The 17240-nt window shown below is 45.1% G+C and carries 17 protein-coding genes and 4 pseudogenes; 9 read left to right on the top strand and 12 right to left on the bottom strand.

The window, feature by feature from the left end:
* Positions 1–45: 45 nt before the first annotated feature.
* Together V512_RS02380 and V512_RS02375 are read left to right on the top strand one after the other, a co-directional pair.
* On the top strand, positions 46–816 hold the full coding sequence (locus tag V512_RS02380; RefSeq protein ID WP_099828863.1) for a class I SAM-dependent methyltransferase: 771 nt from the start codon (positions 46–48) through the stop codon (positions 814–816).
* Between the two features lie 3 nt (positions 817–819).
* Positions 820–1458 carry a hypothetical protein gene (locus V512_RS02375; protein WP_099828862.1) on the top strand — a complete coding sequence of 213 codons (639 nt, stop codon included), beginning with the start codon at positions 820–822 and terminating at the stop codon, positions 1456–1458.
* A gap of 142 nt (positions 1459–1600) precedes the next feature.
* On the opposite strand, the gene V512_RS02370 is transcribed toward V512_RS02375, so the two are convergent.
* Entirely contained in the window at positions 1601–3943 is a 2343-nt protein-coding gene (locus tag V512_RS02370) for an ABC transporter ATP-binding protein/permease (RefSeq protein WP_099828861.1), read from the bottom strand.
* 304 nt (positions 3944–4247) lie between these two features.
* Between V512_RS02370 and V512_RS14530 the strand changes: the two genes are divergently transcribed.
* The 3 genes from V512_RS14530 (at position 4248) to V512_RS02355 (ending at position 5192) form a co-directional block, all read left to right on the top strand.
* Complete coding sequence (locus V512_RS14530; protein WP_165775328.1) at positions 4248–4415, top strand: hypothetical protein; 168 nt, start codon at positions 4248–4250, stop codon at positions 4413–4415.
* An 11-nt stretch (positions 4416–4426) separates the two neighbouring features.
* Positions 4427–4678, top strand: coding sequence for a hypothetical protein (locus V512_RS02365; protein ID WP_099828860.1), 252 nt, complete (start codon positions 4427–4429; stop codon positions 4676–4678).
* A gap of 241 nt (positions 4679–4919) precedes the next feature.
* Complete coding sequence (locus V512_RS02355) at positions 4920–5192, top strand: hypothetical protein (protein WP_099828858.1); 273 nt, start codon at positions 4920–4922, stop codon at positions 5190–5192.
* Between the two features lie 1049 nt (positions 5193–6241).
* Here V512_RS02355 and V512_RS14525 read toward each other — a convergent pair.
* The 6 genes and pseudogenes from V512_RS14525 to V512_RS02320 all read right to left on the bottom strand — a co-directional run bounded on the left by V512_RS14525 (position 6242) and on the right by V512_RS02320 (position 11414).
* Complete coding sequence (locus V512_RS14525) at positions 6242–6409, bottom strand: DUF4175 domain-containing protein (protein WP_146024480.1); 168 nt, start codon at positions 6407–6409, stop codon at positions 6242–6244.
* Positions 6410–6428: 19 nt separating this feature from the next.
* Positions 6429–6994 (bottom strand): annotated as a pseudogene (locus V512_RS02345) (HD domain-containing phosphohydrolase).
* On the bottom strand, positions 6979–7878 hold the full coding sequence (locus V512_RS02340; protein WP_165775327.1) for a GAF domain-containing protein: 900 nt from the start codon (positions 7876–7878) through the stop codon (positions 6979–6981). Before V512_RS02340 ends, V512_RS02345 begins: the two are co-directional and overlap by 16 nt.
* A 74-nt stretch (positions 7879–7952) precedes the next feature.
* Complete coding sequence (locus V512_RS02335; RefSeq protein WP_133117309.1) at positions 7953–8231, bottom strand: hypothetical protein; 279 nt, start codon at positions 8229–8231, stop codon at positions 7953–7955.
* 213 nt (positions 8232–8444) lie between these two features.
* Entirely contained in the window at positions 8445–8846 is a 402-nt protein-coding gene (locus V512_RS02325) for a GAF domain-containing protein (RefSeq protein WP_099828852.1), read from the bottom strand.
* A 231-nt stretch (positions 8847–9077) separates the two neighbouring features.
* Positions 9078–11414 (bottom strand): diguanylate cyclase, encoded by a 2337-nt coding sequence (locus V512_RS02320; protein WP_099828851.1) that lies wholly within the window; start codon positions 11412–11414, stop codon positions 9078–9080.
* Positions 11415–11495: 81 nt separating this feature from the next.
* On the opposite strand from V512_RS02320, the pseudogene V512_RS15340 reads away from it, so the two are divergent.
* Both V512_RS15340 and V512_RS02315 read left to right on the top strand, forming a co-directional pair.
* A pseudogene (locus tag V512_RS15340) lies at positions 11496–11591 on the top strand (magnesium transporter); the annotation flags it as partial.
* Positions 11592–11742: 151 nt separating this feature from the next.
* Positions 11743–12984 (top strand): L-serine ammonia-lyase, iron-sulfur-dependent, subunit alpha, encoded by a 1242-nt coding sequence (locus V512_RS02315; protein ID WP_099828850.1) that lies wholly within the window; start codon positions 11743–11745, stop codon positions 12982–12984.
* A gap of 254 nt (positions 12985–13238) precedes the next feature.
* On the opposite strand, the pseudogene V512_RS02310 reads toward V512_RS02315, so the two are convergent.
* From V512_RS02310 to V512_RS02295, 5 genes and pseudogenes are all read right to left on the bottom strand, one after another.
* Positions 13239–13586 (bottom strand): annotated as a pseudogene (locus tag V512_RS02310) (pyridoxal-phosphate dependent enzyme); the annotation flags it as partial.
* Between the two features lie 15 nt (positions 13587–13601).
* Positions 13602–13748, bottom strand: a complete 147-nt coding sequence (locus V512_RS14410) for a hypothetical protein (RefSeq protein ID WP_165775325.1) — start codon at positions 13746–13748, stop codon at positions 13602–13604.
* A 42-nt stretch (positions 13749–13790) separates the two neighbouring features.
* A complete protein-coding gene (locus V512_RS02305; protein ID WP_103133957.1) occupies positions 13791–13973 on the bottom strand; it encodes a pyridoxal-phosphate dependent enzyme in 183 nt (60 codons plus the stop codon).
* A complete protein-coding gene (locus V512_RS02300) occupies positions 13973–14242 on the bottom strand; it encodes a pyridoxal-phosphate dependent enzyme (protein WP_099828847.1) in 270 nt (89 codons plus the stop codon). Before V512_RS02300 ends, V512_RS02305 begins: the two co-directional genes overlap by 1 nt.
* Before the next feature lie 240 nt (positions 14243–14482).
* Entirely contained in the window at positions 14483–15505 is a 1023-nt protein-coding gene (locus V512_RS02295; RefSeq protein WP_099828846.1) for a sugar kinase, read from the bottom strand.
* 348 nt (positions 15506–15853) lie between these two features.
* On the opposite strand from V512_RS02295, the gene V512_RS02290 reads away from it, so the two are divergent.
* Both V512_RS02290 and V512_RS14885 read left to right on the top strand, forming a co-directional pair.
* Positions 15854–16702 (top strand): MurR/RpiR family transcriptional regulator, encoded by an 849-nt coding sequence (locus tag V512_RS02290; protein ID WP_165775323.1) that lies wholly within the window; start codon positions 15854–15856, stop codon positions 16700–16702.
* A gap of 15 nt (positions 16703–16717) precedes the next feature.
* A pseudogene (locus tag V512_RS14885) lies at positions 16718–17239 on the top strand (dihydrodipicolinate synthase family protein).
* The last annotated feature ends 1 nt before the right edge of the window (position 17240 follow it).

The raw sequence follows: 17240 nt of genomic DNA, 5'->3' as shown, positions 1-17240 counted from the left end.
GTTAATTGCTCATTTGCCGTAATTCTTCTTGTGAGGTGCGCCGGTTTGAGGGAGTCATGGGAATACTATAACGAAATTGCAGGTAGATATGATTATTTGTACGAAGAACCCTACTGGAGGCTTTTCCACGTCATTGTTGAAAGACTTCTGGCCGACCATGTCGAGACCTTGGGAGAGGTACTTGATATCGGTACTGGAACAGGAAGATGGGCATTGTATCTTGCAGAAAAAGGCCATAGAGTCACAGGAGTGGATCTCGCCGAAGAGATGTTGAAGGTCGCGTCCATGAAGGCCGAGATAGCCGAACTCAACGTGAGGTTTCTCAGGTCGAACGCAGATAACCTTCCATTTGAAGGGGAGAGTTTTGACTACGTTCTTGCAATGGGCGATCTTCTTTCTTATGTCAAAGACTCGACGAAAGTACTCAAAGAAGCGTGCAGGGTACTTAAGAAAGATGGGGTACTTATAGCTACCGTTGATAATGCTTGGGCCTTCTTGCAGGATTTCCTCTCAAGGGGAGAGTATTCGATGGCCAAGGCTCTCATTGAAGGTGGAGAGGTCCCCATAGGAGATAGTTCACTCAGCAGAAAGGTCTTTGTGACCAGACCTTTCTTTCCGGGCGAAGTTGAATTTCGCCTGAGCGAGAGTGGGTTCGATCTAATTGACACAGCATCGGTTGTTGCCTTCTATCCGTATGATGAGAGGGCACTGGCCTCAAGAATAAGCGCGGCGGCAGACTGGGAATACAAATACTGCAGAAACCGCGAGACTTTTGCCCGTTCCGAGCATCTCTTCTTTTGCGGGAGAAAGAGGTGAAGAATGGCAAAGAGACGAAGAACTTCCCCTGCGCTCGCTATCGGTCTTTTCCTGATAATGGCGGCGATAATCGGTTTCATATTCTCGCTAATTGCCATCAACAAAGTTGGACAGATGGAAGCCGAGCTTACTCAAATGCGCAAGCAGTATGATCAGGAGTTGCTGTCAATAGAAGATGATTTCAAGGCAAAGCTCGCAAGTGTTGAAAGACTTCTTGGATCGGGAGGGACACTGGAGCAGTATATAGTTGCAAAGAACTTTCTCTCGAACACAACGGTAGATCTGGAAGCCATAATCACAGAGGCTCAGAAAGCGAGCGATAGACCGTATTTCAGGGTTTTCGTAACGGGCACCAAAGATATCTGGGTTGGAATAAAAAAAGCTTCTACTGACTCTGGGTATTTCTTTCAGAAGAATTTCAAACCAGGCCTTTCTCAAGAGAAGTTCTACTACTTCAAGAATCCAGAGGTAGAGACCAAGTATACAATCATGGTCGGAAAAGACGCCTACCTAAGGGCAGGTGCACCGGAATCAGTCTATCTCATTTTTTTCGGATTTGATTCGGGCAAACTTGTCAGGATGCCCTCAGTCGAGATCACAAATCTTTCAAAGGACCTGAATCTGTATATACCCGGATCATGATCATCCAACTCTCGTTCAAGCCATTCTGAAGGAAGTCTTGGGCGAAGTGTAACAGCAAACGTTTTCCACGAAGAGCCCTTGAAACCACTCCAAACAAATGGAGAAGACCATCCGCAAATGACTAAGACTCAACCGCAGAGTCCTATTCAGTACGCAAAGCTTCCACAGGATCTTTGCTGGCAGCTATCCTTGAGGGTATCAACCCTCCAATAACTGTCAGCAGAATGGTTGCTCCACTGAGCCCAAAAAAATGAATCAGATCCGGGCAAGCCACATTGGCAAGACCCGTTAAACTTTCGATTACCGAATTCATCGCCGGCACCAGCAATGAGCCGATAGCTACTCCAATCACGCCCGAAAATGACCCTATAACGAAATTCTCTGCGTTGAATACAGCACCGATGTCCTTCTTCCTTGCTCCAAGCGCCCTGAGAATGCCTATCTCCTTTGTTCTCTCTGTCACTGAGATGAACGTTATGATTCCTACCATTATTAACGAGACTACCAGTGAAATCGCAGCAAACGAAAGCAGTACTAGTGTCGAGGCGTTCAACACACCATCCAGCAATCTTGAAATTGTTGATGCGAGATCAATATAGACAACTCTTTCATTTTCCGCTTTGCCTTCGTTCCAGGCATCAAGATGCTGGAGAATCTTTTCCTTGGATTTGAAGTCCTTCGGATAAAGTACTACGGAAACCGGTGTCTCAAATGCTCCGAGCTTCTGAAGGGTATTTCTCTTTGTCACAGGCAATGAAATCCCCCCGACAAGACGGGCCGTGATATCGGGCGGGATAACCGAAAGAACGTTGAAGAGATCTGAAGCGAATTGCTCTCCAGTGAAAACATTGATGTAGAGATCCTTCTGAGTTCGTACTATTTCAGACTGCCGTGCATTCTCAATAAACATCTGAGCCAGTCGATCGGAATAAGTAATTCCTTCATCAAGAACCGAGAACTCAATGTGCTTCTTTGGCCTAATAATTCCTACAATCCGTAAAGTGATTCCATAGTCACCGTAGTACAGTTCAATCAGATCGCTCAAAGACGTCCTGGGAGAAAAACGCATTCCATTCCTCACGTAGAAGTCATCGTTGTAGATTGCCTTAATCTCGAGTCCAAGAATATCTCCAAAATCGATTCTCTCTCTTTCATAGTCAATTCCTATGGCCTGAAGGACCTCCTTAGACAACCTGTTGTTTCGGCCTACTATTAGCAGCAGATCAGTTGGCTCTACTGGGAGTGAGCCGGCTACCAGATCGAAATTGCTTTCCAGATACCCAGGGGTGTCGGGATCCCGGTTCTCCGGATATGCTGTGAAGTTCACCTGTGTTTGATCTACCGTCTTCGCCATATCTCCGAATCTCGCAACCAGATTCATGTTAACGTGCCGCGTGTAAGTGAACCCCGAAAGAAGCTTTGGATCTATGCTCTCAACGTAGTTCAAATACTCTTCGGACAGATCGTTGTTGTGAATCAAGATCTCATCGCTTGGATCATACGGATAGACGAACCGACCGTCATACTCTAGCAATTGGGGCTTCTGGGACTCAATGTCAATAGTTGTCTGACTAATCATTATTGGAAACGTAGATAGAGTCTGAGCTTCAAAACCCGATAGCTGTTTTCCAAAACCGCTTGAAAGCGAAAGAACAAGAAAAATTCCGATAATTCCAATGCTTGAAGCTAGAACCGTGAGCCCCGTTCGCCACTTCTTAGTGAGAATATTGGTTGCGGAAAGCTTGAGAGCTGTCGAGAAACCCATACTCGTCTTCTTAAGTTTGAGTTCTGACTTGGGATCATCTTCCGAGCATGGTCTTGTGTCTGAAACAATTCGACCATCCTGAAGCGCGATGATTCTGTCAGCAAAATCCTCTGCAATCTGTTCGTTATGAGTAACCATGATTACCAACTTGTCACTGGCTACTTCCTTTATTAGCCTAATCGTCCGTTCGCCAGTCACAGAATCTAGAGATCCAGTAGGTTCGTCGGCCAGGATTATCTCAGGGTCGTTTGCCAGAGCCCTTGCAATAGCCACTCTCTGCATCTGCCCATTTGAGAGCTGACTTGGCTTCTTGTGAACCTGATCGCTCAAGCCTACTCTTTCAAGCAAACCGAGAGCCCTCTTCTTTCGCTCTGAAGACGACACTCCACCGAGAGTCATAGCCAACCCAACATTGTCAAGGATGGAAAGGTGAGGAATCAAGCCAAAACTCTGAAAAATGAACCCAACGCTTTTGTTTCTATATGAATCAAGTTCCCAATCCTTGAACTCCTTGGTTGATTTGCCTTCTACAACCAGATCACCCGAGTCACATCTATCTAAACCTCCAATAATATTCAGTAATGTAGTTTTGCCTGAACCGCTGGGACCGAGTATGGCAACGAACTCACTTTTTGGGAAACAAACTGAGACTTCACTCAGTGCTTCTTGTTTGAGTTCACCGGTTTCGTAGATTTTTGATACTTCCTTCAGCTGAAGCATTGAGAATCACCCTCTCAAAATGGAATCAACAGGCTATAGACCCATTATATTACTCATTAACCCAATCCAAGAAACTCTTTACCAAAGACCTGAAATTCTTGTTACCGGCTCCAGATATCTTCTTTTTTGCGAACAAAACTCCACTTTTGATACATAAGCAAGAGCCGCTTCTAGGTCGCTACCATACTGGTTTTTCTCACTGCAAACGAGAAGTCATCACAATCCGATAATGAGGCTGTTCTTTACTACCTCTAGATAGAAAGAGTCATGTGGCGTGTAATCTATCTTTGATGAGAGGCGAAAGATGAGAATACTCGCTTTGCTTATGTACGCAACAGCGGTTGTTCGCACAACTCTCGCTTTTTCGGGAAGTTTTGAGACGGCAAGAACCGAAGAAATCAACGGTGTTATCAGAGTATCTGAAAGATTAGTCATGATCGGTCTTTCGAGAAATACGATGAGCCATATATAGAGACTCTTGTTTTGAAGATCGATTTCTCGGGTGAAGTCTTGTGGGTAAAGAAGTACGGAACTCCCGGAGATGATATCGGCAGATGCCTAACCGTCACTGACGAAGGCAGTATTCTTCTGGTTTCGCGTGTCGAAAATGCAGGCAGTGAAAGGCTTATGGCAACTCTTGTCGAGAAAGACGGGATCAAATTTGACAGACATTCTATGGTAAGAACAGAGACTATTTGCCAAGGAAGGCATGTACCACGAGAGATGACTTCTTGATTGCCGATCAATGCTTGACCGACAAGAATTACTTCCAAGCCTTTCTGATCAAGACCGACAGTTCGGGGAAGCTTTTGTGGGAAAGAGACTTCCGAAAGAAAAATTTCGATGCGGCTCTCGATGTTAGCACAGATTCAAGCAGAAGCATTTTCCTTACAAGTTATTCCTGGAAGGATGACAGTCAATCACTCTGGTTAGCGCTCCTGGATCAGTCTGGAAAGACTGTCTGGAGAAATCGATCGTGAGTGCTGAGTATCTGAATCTTGAACGAAAGGCAATTATCGAATTTGAAAACGCTGTTCTTGTAGTGGGAGTTGCAAGCGACTTAGCTGGAGTTAGATTTCTCGCATGGATAGACACAACTGGAGAAATGATAAGAGAAACTGTTCTTGATGAGAGATTTCCCGCGAAGATCTCACTCTTCAAAAGCAATGAGAGCTACGTGGCTCTGCTCTTATATAATGCACTTAATGATGAAGGTTATGGATTGCTTAGGATAGACGGAAATGGCTAAGTAGTTGATGAGTATGCATTCAGTACTAGGTTGTTCGAACCACGATCATTTACGGAGATCGATTCGGATACGCTTCTAGTTGTGGGCGTGATATCAGAAGAAATTAACGGAAGACAAGCAAACTGGACATCCGTTGACTTTTGATCGCTGAGGGTCGGCAAGGTTTAACCAGAGATGGTTTCACATCCTTATTGTGAGAACAGGGACTAACGACGAATTCTGAACCACGGTAGTGGATTACAGATAACTCGCACTGAATTGCTTACAAAGATGTTTTCGGTTCAAGTTACTTTAGGATTCGTCGGCTCTGTAAAGATTCCCCATTACTCGCAGACCAAAGTCATCGAACCGTCGAGAGAACGGCCTGTCGAAATTAAAGTTGATCCGGAAACTCCTATCAAGAACTTTCTTAGTCATGTTCAAAGAAAGAACAGCCAGACTTGGCGGCATCTCTACAAGAAAGCTTACGATACCTTCAACTTGAGCCTATTCAGAAGCTGAGACAACGGTTCTTACCTCCGACCGCCAAGATAGAAAACAGTCCCAGTCTCGACCTGCCACTTTGTCAATAGAAATCTTATTGTCAAATCTGCATTCAAAACCATCGGAACTCACGAGAGGCTCTTGTGACTCTCCCCACTGCCTCATAGGGCATTAAGAAATACGCGGTACCAGCTGTGTAACTCGCAGCTATAATTCCAGGAATGATCAAACAGGTATTTGCTCTTCCCTTTCTTCTCAACATTTTCCTACTATCTTCTAGCATGGTCCAGTCACCAGAGATACAGTACCCAACTCATATGAAACGGAGGGCATCAGGAGTTGCATCTACTTCTCGGTTATTCACGGCCTTCAACAAAACGATCATCAAAATGGGGTTCCTGAATGATCCCTGAAAAAAGGAAAAGTAAGACCAATTCGCATACCTATTCTAAGAAAAACCGGATGGAAAAGTTTCGTGGCCTGCTAGCCAAAGGGTTACTCATGAAGGAGAGTAACCTCTTCAGGACGGATGAAGATCTATAGAACTCTTGTGGCTACGATCATTTCTAAAACAGTGTAAGGATCTTTGAAAGCAGCCATATCACAGCAAAGACCAAGAGCCCGACAAAAGCAAGGCTGAAGATAACACGCAGACCAAACAAAGCAAGCTTCACAGCAAGACCTAAAAAAACCAACCCTACGAAAATCGCAAGAATCAGTATCGCTACATCCATGCCATTACCTCCATATCACCTAGAGTTTACTGTAGTTAGACCTTTTAATGTTGAACCCGGCTTCTATTAAATCAATACAGGCTGCTACTACCTCTTTGTCGTAGAGTATCCCTGAGTTCTTCATTATCTCTTCGATTGCTTCCCCAAAACCTTTTGATGCCCTATATGGTCTGCGTGACACCATAACTTCCACCAAATAGGCGACAGCCTCGATTTTGGATTCCAACGAGAGTTCAGATCCTGCGAGGCCTTCAGGATAACTGGTTCCGTGACCCTCTCGTGATGATGCTTAACGATATCGGCTATTGGACCTCCCAACTTCACATCGCGAAGGATTTTGTAACCCATCACTGGATGGCGTTTTATCAAAGACCACTCCAGATCGGTTAGATTTCCAGGCTCAGATAGAATCTCAGCCGGAATAGAAACCTTTCCCACATCGTGAAGCAGACCGACGATTCTTACAGCTCTGACGGAATCTTCTCCAAGCCTTAGTCTCTCTGCTATTTCGGTTGCCAATCGTCTAACATTCTCCTGGTGACCGGCAGTATAGGGATCTCTTACTTCTACTACTTTGCTAACCAACTCAACTGCTCCTCCAGAGCAACGTTTACCTGTCTAAGAGCTTCAGCCAGTTTGCTCTTTGCGGCGAGCGCTTCTGTAATGTCCACAACAATCAGGATAAGCATTTCCAACCCAGGAGAACCTAGAGGCGAGGCAAAGATCTCAACATCTATGACAGTACCGCTTGCTTGTCTTTGTCGGGTAACCGCATGAAGCGTCTCTCCAGTGGCTAGTCTTTCTACTTCTGCCAACGCCTTGCTATCCGTTGCGAGATCCCCAATGGAAAACTTTTTCAGTTCGTCAATTGAGAACTCGTAAAACTCGCAGGCTGCAGCATTTGCATCGATAATGGCTCCCGTAGGTGCATCTAGAAGCAGTATAAGTGCTTCGTTCATTCTGAAGAAGTCTCCATAACGCTGCTCGCTGGTAATCAGCTCGTCTTCTTCAAGTGCAAGCGTAAGAATATCCCCGACGGATGCAACAAATTGCTTCTCATCAGGAGTCCATTCTCTATTCGTATTCATGTCACAAAATAGAGAGCCGATTATATTACCCCTTCTCTTCAAAGGAATGTCGATCAATGATCGTACTCTGACTTTCTTAAGACCATCGATGAACGGGCTAATTCCCTCAATCTCAAGATTTGACACACTCAGAATTCTGTCTTGTCTAATCAGATCTAGATATTCATTTGCATACTCTCTGTTCATTGCGCGGTATTTCTCTGTATTGACTTTATCTTTCTTGACGTCAAAGCTGATTGCAAGTTGAATTTCACCGAGATCGGTCAGCATATACACCCCTACTCGATCAACCTGCAGAAAAGAACCCACAATCTCAAAAACTTTCTTCATGAATTCATCAAGCGAAAAATCCTTCCCGCCTGCTGCTTTCGAAGACTTCAAAAGATGACTGTGCCCTTCGTCCTTGAATTCCTGAAGTCTCATGGCTTCAGTTACGACGTAACAAAGCGTACAACCTATCCTGAAGATAGTCTATATATGTAATTCGTCCACCAGCCCTCGCTCTCTTCCATGTGATACTTCTCAGCTTCAACCTTCTCTGGTATACCGGTCTCCCAGGCTCTCTTAAGAGCTTCAAACAGTTTGGTTCTTTCGATACCTTGAAAGACGGCCTTCAATTCTCTGCCAATGGGTTTCAAATTATCTTCTTTCCTCTCGCTACTTGGAGATTTGAAGTCTTTCAGGAAGAAAGTCTCGCCATCTACACTTGTTAGAATCAGAAGACCACCATCCATCTTCTCTATCAGTTCGCGATATCTGGCTTCGCTCTGAATGATCTGATCTTCTATCTTTCTTATCCTCAGTGATATCTCTAAAGATCAGTATTATCCCGGCAGTCTCCCCATCTTTCCTTGTTATGGGTGCTGCCGAATCAGCGATTGAATAAATCTTCCCATTCTTGGATCTTAGTCCTGTGTGATTTACCAACCCTATTTTCTTACCTGTTTTCAGAACGAACTCCACGGGAATCTCGCAGGTTCTCCAGTATCTTCACTGAAGATATCCATGATCTCTCCAACCCTCTTGCCGACTATCTTGTCTTCATTCAGACCGATTAGGTCACATGCAACATCATTTGCAAATGTCACTATTTTGAACTCGTCTGTCGAAAGGACAGCATTTCCTATACTTGAAAGCGTAACTCTATAACGTTCTTCGCTTTCACGAAGAGCTCTCATCGATTCTATTCTTTGAAGAATCTTCCCGAGTCGTTCCGCCAACGAAAGTACGATCTGACCCTCTTCATAAAGAAAAGCTATCTCTCCCTCTCCGCGATAGAATACAGAGATGCTTCCAACCTCTTTTCCTCTCATCCTTATTGGTTCGCGAATGAAACGTTCGCTCTTCATGAAGACCTCTGATACGAAGACCCTATCTCTAAGAGAATCACCGCACAAGTATTTTCTGGTTCAAGAAATGCGTCGGGTAACATCCTTAGAAGTCCCTTCAGTATTTGCTCAGGTGAATCCTCTGCTTCATTCACAAGTCGCGAGAAGTTGTGTAGGAGACTCAGTTCTTTCTTCCTCTCTCTTAACTGCGCTTCGACACTAAGCTTTTCACTCATAGTCTACCATTCCCTGCTAGCCATTGCCCGGTTCCCCGGTTACTCGATTTCCTCCGCGCCCCTTTGATGTATACAGATTCCTGTCCGCCCTCTTAATCATATCTTCGAGTTCGTTTTCGTGTTCTTTCAGAGAGGCTGTTCCAAGGCTTGCTTTCACATTGATAGGCGTACCGTTGAAAACGATTTCCGATTCTTCAAGTGAATGACATATCCTAAGTGCTGCCTCTTCTGTTCTTTGCGCATCCGTCATCGGCAAGAGAACAATGAATTCGTCGCCGCCGTATCTACCGAAAATGTCGGCTGCCCGAAGAATCCTGCTGCAAATCTGCGCCACTCTCTTCAAAACAAAGTCTCCTGCTAAATGACCGAGGTTGTCATTCAATTTCTTGAAATTATCTATATCGAACATTATGAGCCCCATATCTGTTCCGTATCGCTTAGATTTTTCGATTTCTCTCTCTCCAAGCTCGAACAACCCACGCCTATTATAAATACCGGTGAGGTAGTCCCTTATTGAGAGCTCTCTTACCTCTTCATGGAGTCGAGCGTTGTTTATCCCTATCGCGGCAATATCTGCAAAGGCCTTCAAGGCCTCCAGATGACGGATCTTGAAGGCCTCCGCTTCCTCACTGTCCACTGCGATCATCCCGATTGGCTCATCTTCAATAATCAGAGGTACACCCATCCACGATTTGATAAAGAAGAAATCCGGTTTGTTGAACTGCGGGTATTTCTTCTGAGCGTCAGCAGCAAGAACTATCAGTTTGTTCTTCACTACGTCGAAACCTGGACTTCCCTCCTCCATAGTGAATCTTGTACCAACAAAACAGTCTCTGCCCGGCCAGCTGCCTCCTACTATGAGAAGCTCGTCCCCGTCGACAAGTTCAACTGCGGCGCTGTAAAACGGAATAACTTGCCTAAGACCTTCAACGATAGATTCAATTACTGTCCTCATGTTCAAGTCCCTTGTAATCGCCTCTGTTGCCTTTCTTAAGGACTCTGAGGTGATGTGATTCCTCTTTGTGATAACAAGGTTCTTAATTTTGCTAAGTGAGAGCGACATCGTTGTGCCGACCAATCTGTAAAGGTCTATGCTTTCCTCTGTGAGACCAGTTACTCTTTCTGTAAGACTCTCAAAAGTTCCTACAATTTCATCGTTTGACTCAAGAGCAATGCAGACGTATCTTGACTCCTTCCCTTCAACTATCAGATTATCTACGAAGATGTGGTTGCTGATAAGCTTACCGAACACTCTTTCGTCCGTTCTCACGTTTGTCGGAAAGACTTCGGTGTCTCCTCGTGAAACCTCGAGATCAAAGGGCTCTTCTTCGCTAAAGGTAATCCGACAACCTACAACTCCCTTTTCTTCGTAGGCTCGGTTTGCAATCTTAGAGGCAGCTTCCTGAAGGTTATCTCCGCTCAGGACGAGAACGTACAAGTCGTTCATGAAAAGCATCATACTGTCTCTTGCTTTCAGCTCCGCTTGAAGCTTCATCTCGTCCGTAACTTCTCTTGACGACATGGTCCAACCTGCGATATTTTCCCCCTCGAACAACGGGCTTACTGCCGTCTCCATCCAAATTACCTGACCACTCTTCGTTCTTGCTCTGTACCTGAACGAACCGTGTCTCTTCTCTCGAAAAAGTGCTTTCGATTCTGCAATAACCCTTTCAACATCGTTCTTTTCGACAAGATTAAGCGCATTGGTACCTAAAAGCTCTTCTGGGGAGTACTCCATAGTACTTAAAACGGAAGGTGACACATACTTGAAAATCAAGCGTTGATCCGCAACTGCTAGAATGTCAAGAACATTTCCCTCGAAGTTTTTAAGCAGTTCATCGCTTCTCAAAAGCCTCTCTTGAAGAGCCAACTCACAGTCTTCATGATGATTTTCAGTGATACGCCCTCTTGCCTCTAGTAGAATTGAACAAAGTACTAATTTGAGGAACCTCTTCTCCTCTTCCTTCCACTCTCTGCTCTTTGAATCAGCTCTGCATACAAGAATTAATCTACATTGTCCTGCAGAATAATCTATCGTCATAGAGTTCTCTGTGATCTCCGAAGTATTGCCGGGAAGCTTTGCTTCGATGGCCTTCTTAAGGTTATAGATCTCGCCACTCTCTACTCTTCCGTTCCCCACTCTAATAACATCAGAGGCTTCACTTCTCCATTCGCAGACTGGCTCGATAGAATATGAGCCCTTTGGGGAGCTTTCGACCTTAAAAAGGTGCAGACTATCCGCAGATATGGATCTGCCCGCTATCATAAGAGCCTCGAAGCGTCTCCCGCCAGAAGTAATGATCTCAGTGATCTGCTCTAATGAAGTGAAAAGATCAGAGAAATTGGCTCTCATAGCTTCCACCAAGTACAGAAAAGACGGTTGATCGTCATTAATTAATTATATATCATCGCAACTCTAAGACCAAATAAATCTCTTGATCCTGCGGTCGCCAGTAGTCCTCTCATTACAACCGTTGTCGATGCAACTGGACTTTTCATCTACTTCAGCGTTGTAAAGCTTCTTCTATAGCTTCCGCTTGGATGAGAAGGCTTCAGATCCTCTACGATCCAATGATCACAATACGTATATTGCTCTGTAGGTAATAACATGAAAGGATCATCGTGTCACCTTAGACTTGAGGGCGGTGATAGACTTGATTATCTGGACGAGGAGGTGTTGAATGCGTTTTCTCGAAGAGTACCTTGAAACTGAGGTGAAGCCTGCACTCGGATGCACTGAGCCCGGCGCGGTCGCCTTCTGCACAGCAACAGCGGCAAGCAAACTGAAAGGTAGCATTAGAAGAATTAGCGTTGTAACAAGTGTGAGTATCTACAAGAACGGGATGTATGTTGGAATACCTGGGACCAACGAGAAGGGAAATGAGTTTGCGGCTGCGTTGGGAGCTATTTGTGGAGATGCTGCTCTCCAGCTGGAAGCGCTTAAGCCGTGCCGAATTGAGTCAGTGGAGTCTGCCAGAAAGTTGATTGAGGACGGCGCAATCTCCGTTAGGTGCGATCCTGATCGTACTGGGGTGTTTATACAAGCGGTCGTAGAAGATGAGAACCATGTAGTGCGGTGCACGATATCCGGTAGTCACACCAATGTCTCGATGATCGAGATCGATGGAATGCCTCTCCCAATTGAGGAGCAGGCAATACCTTCTGCCACAATTGATTTCACTCCTGATGAAGTTTTTGATTCGGTCGAAGCAATCAACAACAGAGAGATAGGTAAGATCTTTGAAGGGATAGATATGAATCTTGATATCGCAAGATTTGGACTTGATAAAATCCTGTCTTCAAGAGAAGGCAGTAGTTACAACGAAGAAGGTCTTGGATATAAGATTCGAAGATACTGTCTTGCAGCATCGGCAGCGAGAATGTCCGGTGCTCCGCTTCCAGTAATGAGTAGCGGAGGAAGCGGGAATCAGGGAATAGTTACGACTCTCCCTGTTGCGCTCACGGGTCTGCACTTTGAGAAAAGGAAGGAGGATATCGCTAAAGCAGTTGCCATAAGCCACCTGTTTTCCGGCTATATCAAGAAGAAGTTGGGAAGGGTAGCCCCGATCTGTGGATGTGTAACAGCTGCCGGAACGGGGGCAACAGCGGGCATAGTATATCTTCTTGGAGGATCAAGACAGCACATTGAACAGGCAATGCTTACAATCCTTTCGAGCACAACGGGAATAATGTGTGATGGTGCCAAAGAAGGCTGCGCCCTGAAGGCAGGCCTTGGAGGACATGAAGCCTATTGTTCCGCGATGCTTTCACTGAACAACCTTGGAATCGACTCAGATCAGGGTTTCATAGCTCCAACTCTAGACAGATCTATTGAGAATATTCAGCTTCTGCTCTCCAAAGGGATGTCGAACATCGATTCCGCAATAGTCGAGGTTCTTGAAAACAGAAAGAATAGGATGTGATAGCACCGACAGTTCACTCAGGTCGATTTTCGTATGGAAATAAATCAACTAGACTTCTTGCGGGAAAATACCAGTGAACCTCCCGCCCCAAAGCGATGATTCTTCGAGAGCCAGGACTCTGGAGCGTTATTTCGCGACTCCTTCATGAAACCACGATTCCCTGGTCTCCTTTGCTCGAGAATGTACGATAACTGTTTCAGCTCATTGTCCAGGCTACTCCAGACTTCCATGAGAGTTCCGTCTTTACGACTTTCTTAATTCTCATCTATGGCCCTTTTAAGCTCAGAACTGTCTCTTCCGACAATCTTCGAATGAGCAAGGACTGATTTGAAAGCCAAAATGGTTTTCAGCCCAGTCCCAGTTATTATTGCAACGGCAGAATAATCTTTACCAACTATTCCAGCTCGATGGGCTTTGATAAATCCTGCAACAGACGCGGCTCCGGTTGGTTCGGCAAACAGGCCTTCGTACTTCGCCAACAGCTTAACTGCCTTTACCATCTCTTCATCAGACACAGAGAGTGCAAATCCGTTAGAGCTAAATATGGCCTCGAGTGCCAAATGGCCGTCGAGAGAATAAGGCACACCTATCGCAGTTGCACTCGTATTCGGGTGCTCTCACCTCTCGGTCCTGTCGCTTCCTCCTCCGAATGCCCTAACTACCGGTGCGCATCCTTCCGCCTGAACGATCAAGATTCTCGGAACCTTGTCAATAATCCCAGCGCTCCTCAATTCCGTGAAGCCTTTCCAGGTTGCGGCTGCCAAACTGGCGCCGCCTGCCAGAACTATCACCCAATCGGGGGTGTATTACCCAAAGTCCTCTGCTATTTCAAAGGCGGCGGTTTTTGTTCCTTCGATATGGTATGGGTTTACCGAAGTCGCCGTTGTCAGGTTTTCCCAGTTGGAAGAAGCTGTGAGCTCTTCTATCAGATCTATGCATTCACTCACACTACTATCCCTAACCAGAACAAGTCTCGCGCCAAATAACATCACCTGAGTATTTCTTTCGACGGGTGTGTGTTGTCCGGCATTACTACAATACACTCGAGACCTGCTCTAGCGGAATATGTGGCAACTGGCGGCCCCGCATTGCCATCTGAAGCAACATCGATAGCTTCAACTCCGCTCTCAAGAGCTTTGGTGACTTCAAGGGTAGCCGGGCGATCTTTGTAAGTACCCGTGCAATTCTGTGTTTCATCCTTCAGGGAGAGTCTTCCCGAAAAGCCAAGCGTCCTAGGGAGTCTTTGACTTTCATCCAACGGAGAACCATCCTATCCGAGGGTCACAATAGATCGCAGATCACTAACTGGCAGCAATCGATGAACCTCCAGAGTCCACGGATACCCCTGTCGGAAAAATCAGAAGGAGCTACCCCTCCAACTCTTTCGTACATATATTTGAGCATTCTTCTACACTCCGGACAGCGTGCTAACCCCTTCGAATTACTGTGCTCAAAACCACATCTGTCGTACCTTTGCAGGTAGTCTTGGGTCTCCATCCTATCTGACTACTCTTCCCGAGGTATTTCCTCCAAGTAGTTTCTCAACCTCATCTCTGGAAACGATGTTAAAGTCTCCCTTTATCGTGTGCTTCAGACAGGAAGCGGCCACACCAAATTCAAGCGCTTTCTTTGGCTCCCACAAGCTATCAAGTCCAAAGATAAGTCCCGCAGCAAATGCGTCTCCTCCTCCGACACGGTCAATTATGTTTATGTCGTATTTCGTTGAAAGCAAGAATTCCTCACCGTAAAGAAGAGAAGCCGACCATCTGTTGAAATTTGCGTTAACACTCTCCCTAAGAGAAATCGCAACAGCCTTCAGATCGAACCTTTTCTTGAGTTTCTTTGCGACATCTTTGTAACCTTCAACACTCAGGCGACCATCGCTCACGTCTGAGTCTTCGGCTCTAATACCGAAGACAGATTCGCTGTCCTCTTCATTCGCAAAGAGAACATCGACATATTTCATCAGCTCAGTCATCACTTTCTTCGCCTTTTCCTTGGTCCAAAGCCTCGCTCTGTAGTTTAGATCGCATGAAACGGTTAGTCCTCTTAACTTTGCCTCCTTTAGGGCAATCTCACAGATGGCGATCAACCGGTCGCTTAAAGCCGGAGTGATACCAGTAAAGTGGAACCAAGACGCTCCATCGAAGATCTCTTCCCACGAGAAATCTTCGGGTTTGGAGTTCGAAAAAACCGAGTCGTCGCGGTCGTAGATCACTTTTGAAGGCCTTTGAGAGTAACCGGGTTCGTAGAAGTACTTGCCTAATCTACCGCTGCCTTTCAGAACATGACTGGTGTCCACCCCATGAATCGAAATGTTTCCCTTGGCCGCATCTCCAAACTGATCGTCCGATACTTTCGAGACGAAGCAGCTCTTACCTCCATAACGCGCAATCGCGACAGCAACATTAGCCTCCGCCCCCCCATAGACAACCTCGAAGTTCTTAGTTTGCTCAAACCTCTCTCCTAATGGAGTTGCAAGTCGCATCATTATTTCCCCAAAAGTCACAACAGTAGACACTGTCAATCCTCCTCCTATCAATACATGACTATATGAATCTACAGATTTCAACGCCTAACCTGTCCATCACTACAACCAGGGAAAGTTGGCAATCGATTCCTACAAAGATAATAGCACGACAGTTTTGGAAGAACTGTGCAAAAATCGCCAGAATCTCGGATCATAAAAAAAATTTTTTCTGATGATTGCGCCCCATCAAATTCAACCTGGCGAGCAAAAGTGGCATTATTTGCTCCTTATTACTCATAATTACTCATAAACGTCAATAACATTCTCTTAATCGACTTGGGCAAATCTAAGGATCGTGATAGATTATAGTAGAAATTTTTTCTATGTAGGGTGATTCAATTGGGAAATCTTCTTGACAGAATTGCAAGGGAAAGTGTTGATTTCACTCCAACAATGAAGAGGATAGCGGATGCGATTCTTCAAAATCCCTCCGAAACAGTAAATCTTTCGATAACTCAGCTAATGAATAGATCGAAAGTGGGAAGTGAATCAACAGTAGTGAGGTTTTACAGACAGCTAGGATATGAAAGCTTTCATGAATTCAAAGTCACTCTTGCCTCGGAAATCGCTGGGTCGTCCTTCTATCACCCTTACGAAGACATCACAATAGAAGATTCACCGTCAGATGTCGTGAGAAAAATCTTCAACGGCTGCATTATGGCTTTAAGAGCAAACACCAAAAGCTCTATCGGAAAAATGATACCCGATGCAGTCGATCTGATCGAACAATGCAGAAGAATAATCTGCATCGGTTACGGAGTATCGGGATCGATAGCAAACAATCTGTCTTTCAAATTGAATCTTCTCGGTAAGGATGCTATTTATTGCCCCGATTCACATACGAATGCTGTCACTCTTTCTAAGCTCAAGAAAAACGACTGTGTCTTCGCAATATCTCATTCGGGAGAAAGCAAAGACGTGGTTTTACCGTTGCAGAAAGTGGAAAACTCTGTAAGAATCATCGCCTTGACGGGATTTGGGGATTCAACATTAGCCAAAATAGCAGATCTTAGCATTATTGCATCTGTACCAGAAGAAATGAATTTGCGTACCGACGCAATTGTCTCCAGATGTGTTCAGATGGTGGTTGTTGATTCGCTCTTCGCTTGCCTTGCGGTAAGAGAGGGTGAAAAATCACTCGATACACTTTCATTATCTAGAAGATCATTATCATACCTAAAATTCTAATCTCGGAGGTTCAACATGGGAGCTTTTAAAGGCATTATTCCACCAGTACTAACAACATTTGACTCAGAGGGAAAGATTGACGAGAAGAGATATCTCAATCTCATAGACTTTCTTTCCAAGAAGATTCAAGGCCTTTTAGTTTGTGGAACCTATGGATCATGTCCACTCATGACAGTAAATGAAAGAAAGTTACGGAACTTTCAGTAAGAGGAGCTGCCAAAAGAGTTCCGGTTATTTCTCATATTAGGAGCAAGCAATCTCGCTGACATTTTCGAACTCGCTAGACATGCCAATCATGTAGGAGCAAAAGCGGTAGCCACAGTTGTTCCATTCTACTTTCCCTATTCTCAGGCAGACATAATCAGGTTTTTCAAGAGACTGATAGAGGTGTCTGAACTTCCCGTCTTCATTTACAACAACCCAAAGGCGACCGGTGTAACAATCGATGTCGAGACACTGAAGAACCTTAAAGAGGCAGGGCTTTACGGTATAAAAGACAGCACGTTTGATCTTCTATACTTCTACGGCGAAATTTAGC

The organism is Mesotoga sp. Brook.08.105.5.1 (assembly GCF_002752635.1).
In the GTDB taxonomy this organism is placed as follows: domain Bacteria; phylum Thermotogota; class Thermotogae; order Petrotogales; family Kosmotogaceae; genus Mesotoga.
This window is presented reverse-complemented; position numbering and strand designations above follow the sequence as displayed.

Coding starts and splice junctions, on each gene's coding strand:
- V512_RS02375 (WP_099828862.1), top strand. CDS start 820: ATGGCAAAGAGACGAAGAACTTCCCCTGCGCTCGCTATCGGTCTTTTC.
- V512_RS02370 (WP_099828861.1), bottom strand. CDS start 3,943: ATGCTTCAGCTGAAGGAAGTATCAAAAATCTACGAAACCGGTGAACTC.
- V512_RS14530 (WP_165775328.1), top strand. CDS start 4,248: ATGAGAATACTCGCTTTGCTTATGTACGCAACAGCGGTTGTTCGCACA.
- V512_RS14525 (WP_146024480.1), bottom strand. CDS start 6,409: ATGGATGTAGCGATACTGATTCTTGCGATTTTCGTAGGGTTGGTTTTT.
- V512_RS02335 (WP_133117309.1), bottom strand. CDS start 8,231: ATGGATGGTGGTCTTCTGATTCTAACAAGTGTAGATGGCGAGACTTTC.
- V512_RS02325 (WP_099828852.1), bottom strand. CDS start 8,846: ATGAAGAGCGAACGTTTCATTCGCGAACCAATAAGGATGAGAGGAAAA.
- V512_RS02320 (WP_099828851.1), bottom strand. CDS start 11,414: ATGAGAGCCAATTTCTCTGATCTTTTCACTTCATTAGAGCAGATCACT.
- V512_RS02315 (WP_099828850.1), top strand. CDS start 11,743: ATGCGTTTTCTCGAAGAGTACCTTGAAACTGAGGTGAAGCCTGCACTC.
- V512_RS02305 (WP_103133957.1), bottom strand. CDS start 13,973: ATGTTATTTGGCGCGAGACTTGTTCTGGTTAGGGATAGTAGTGTGAGT.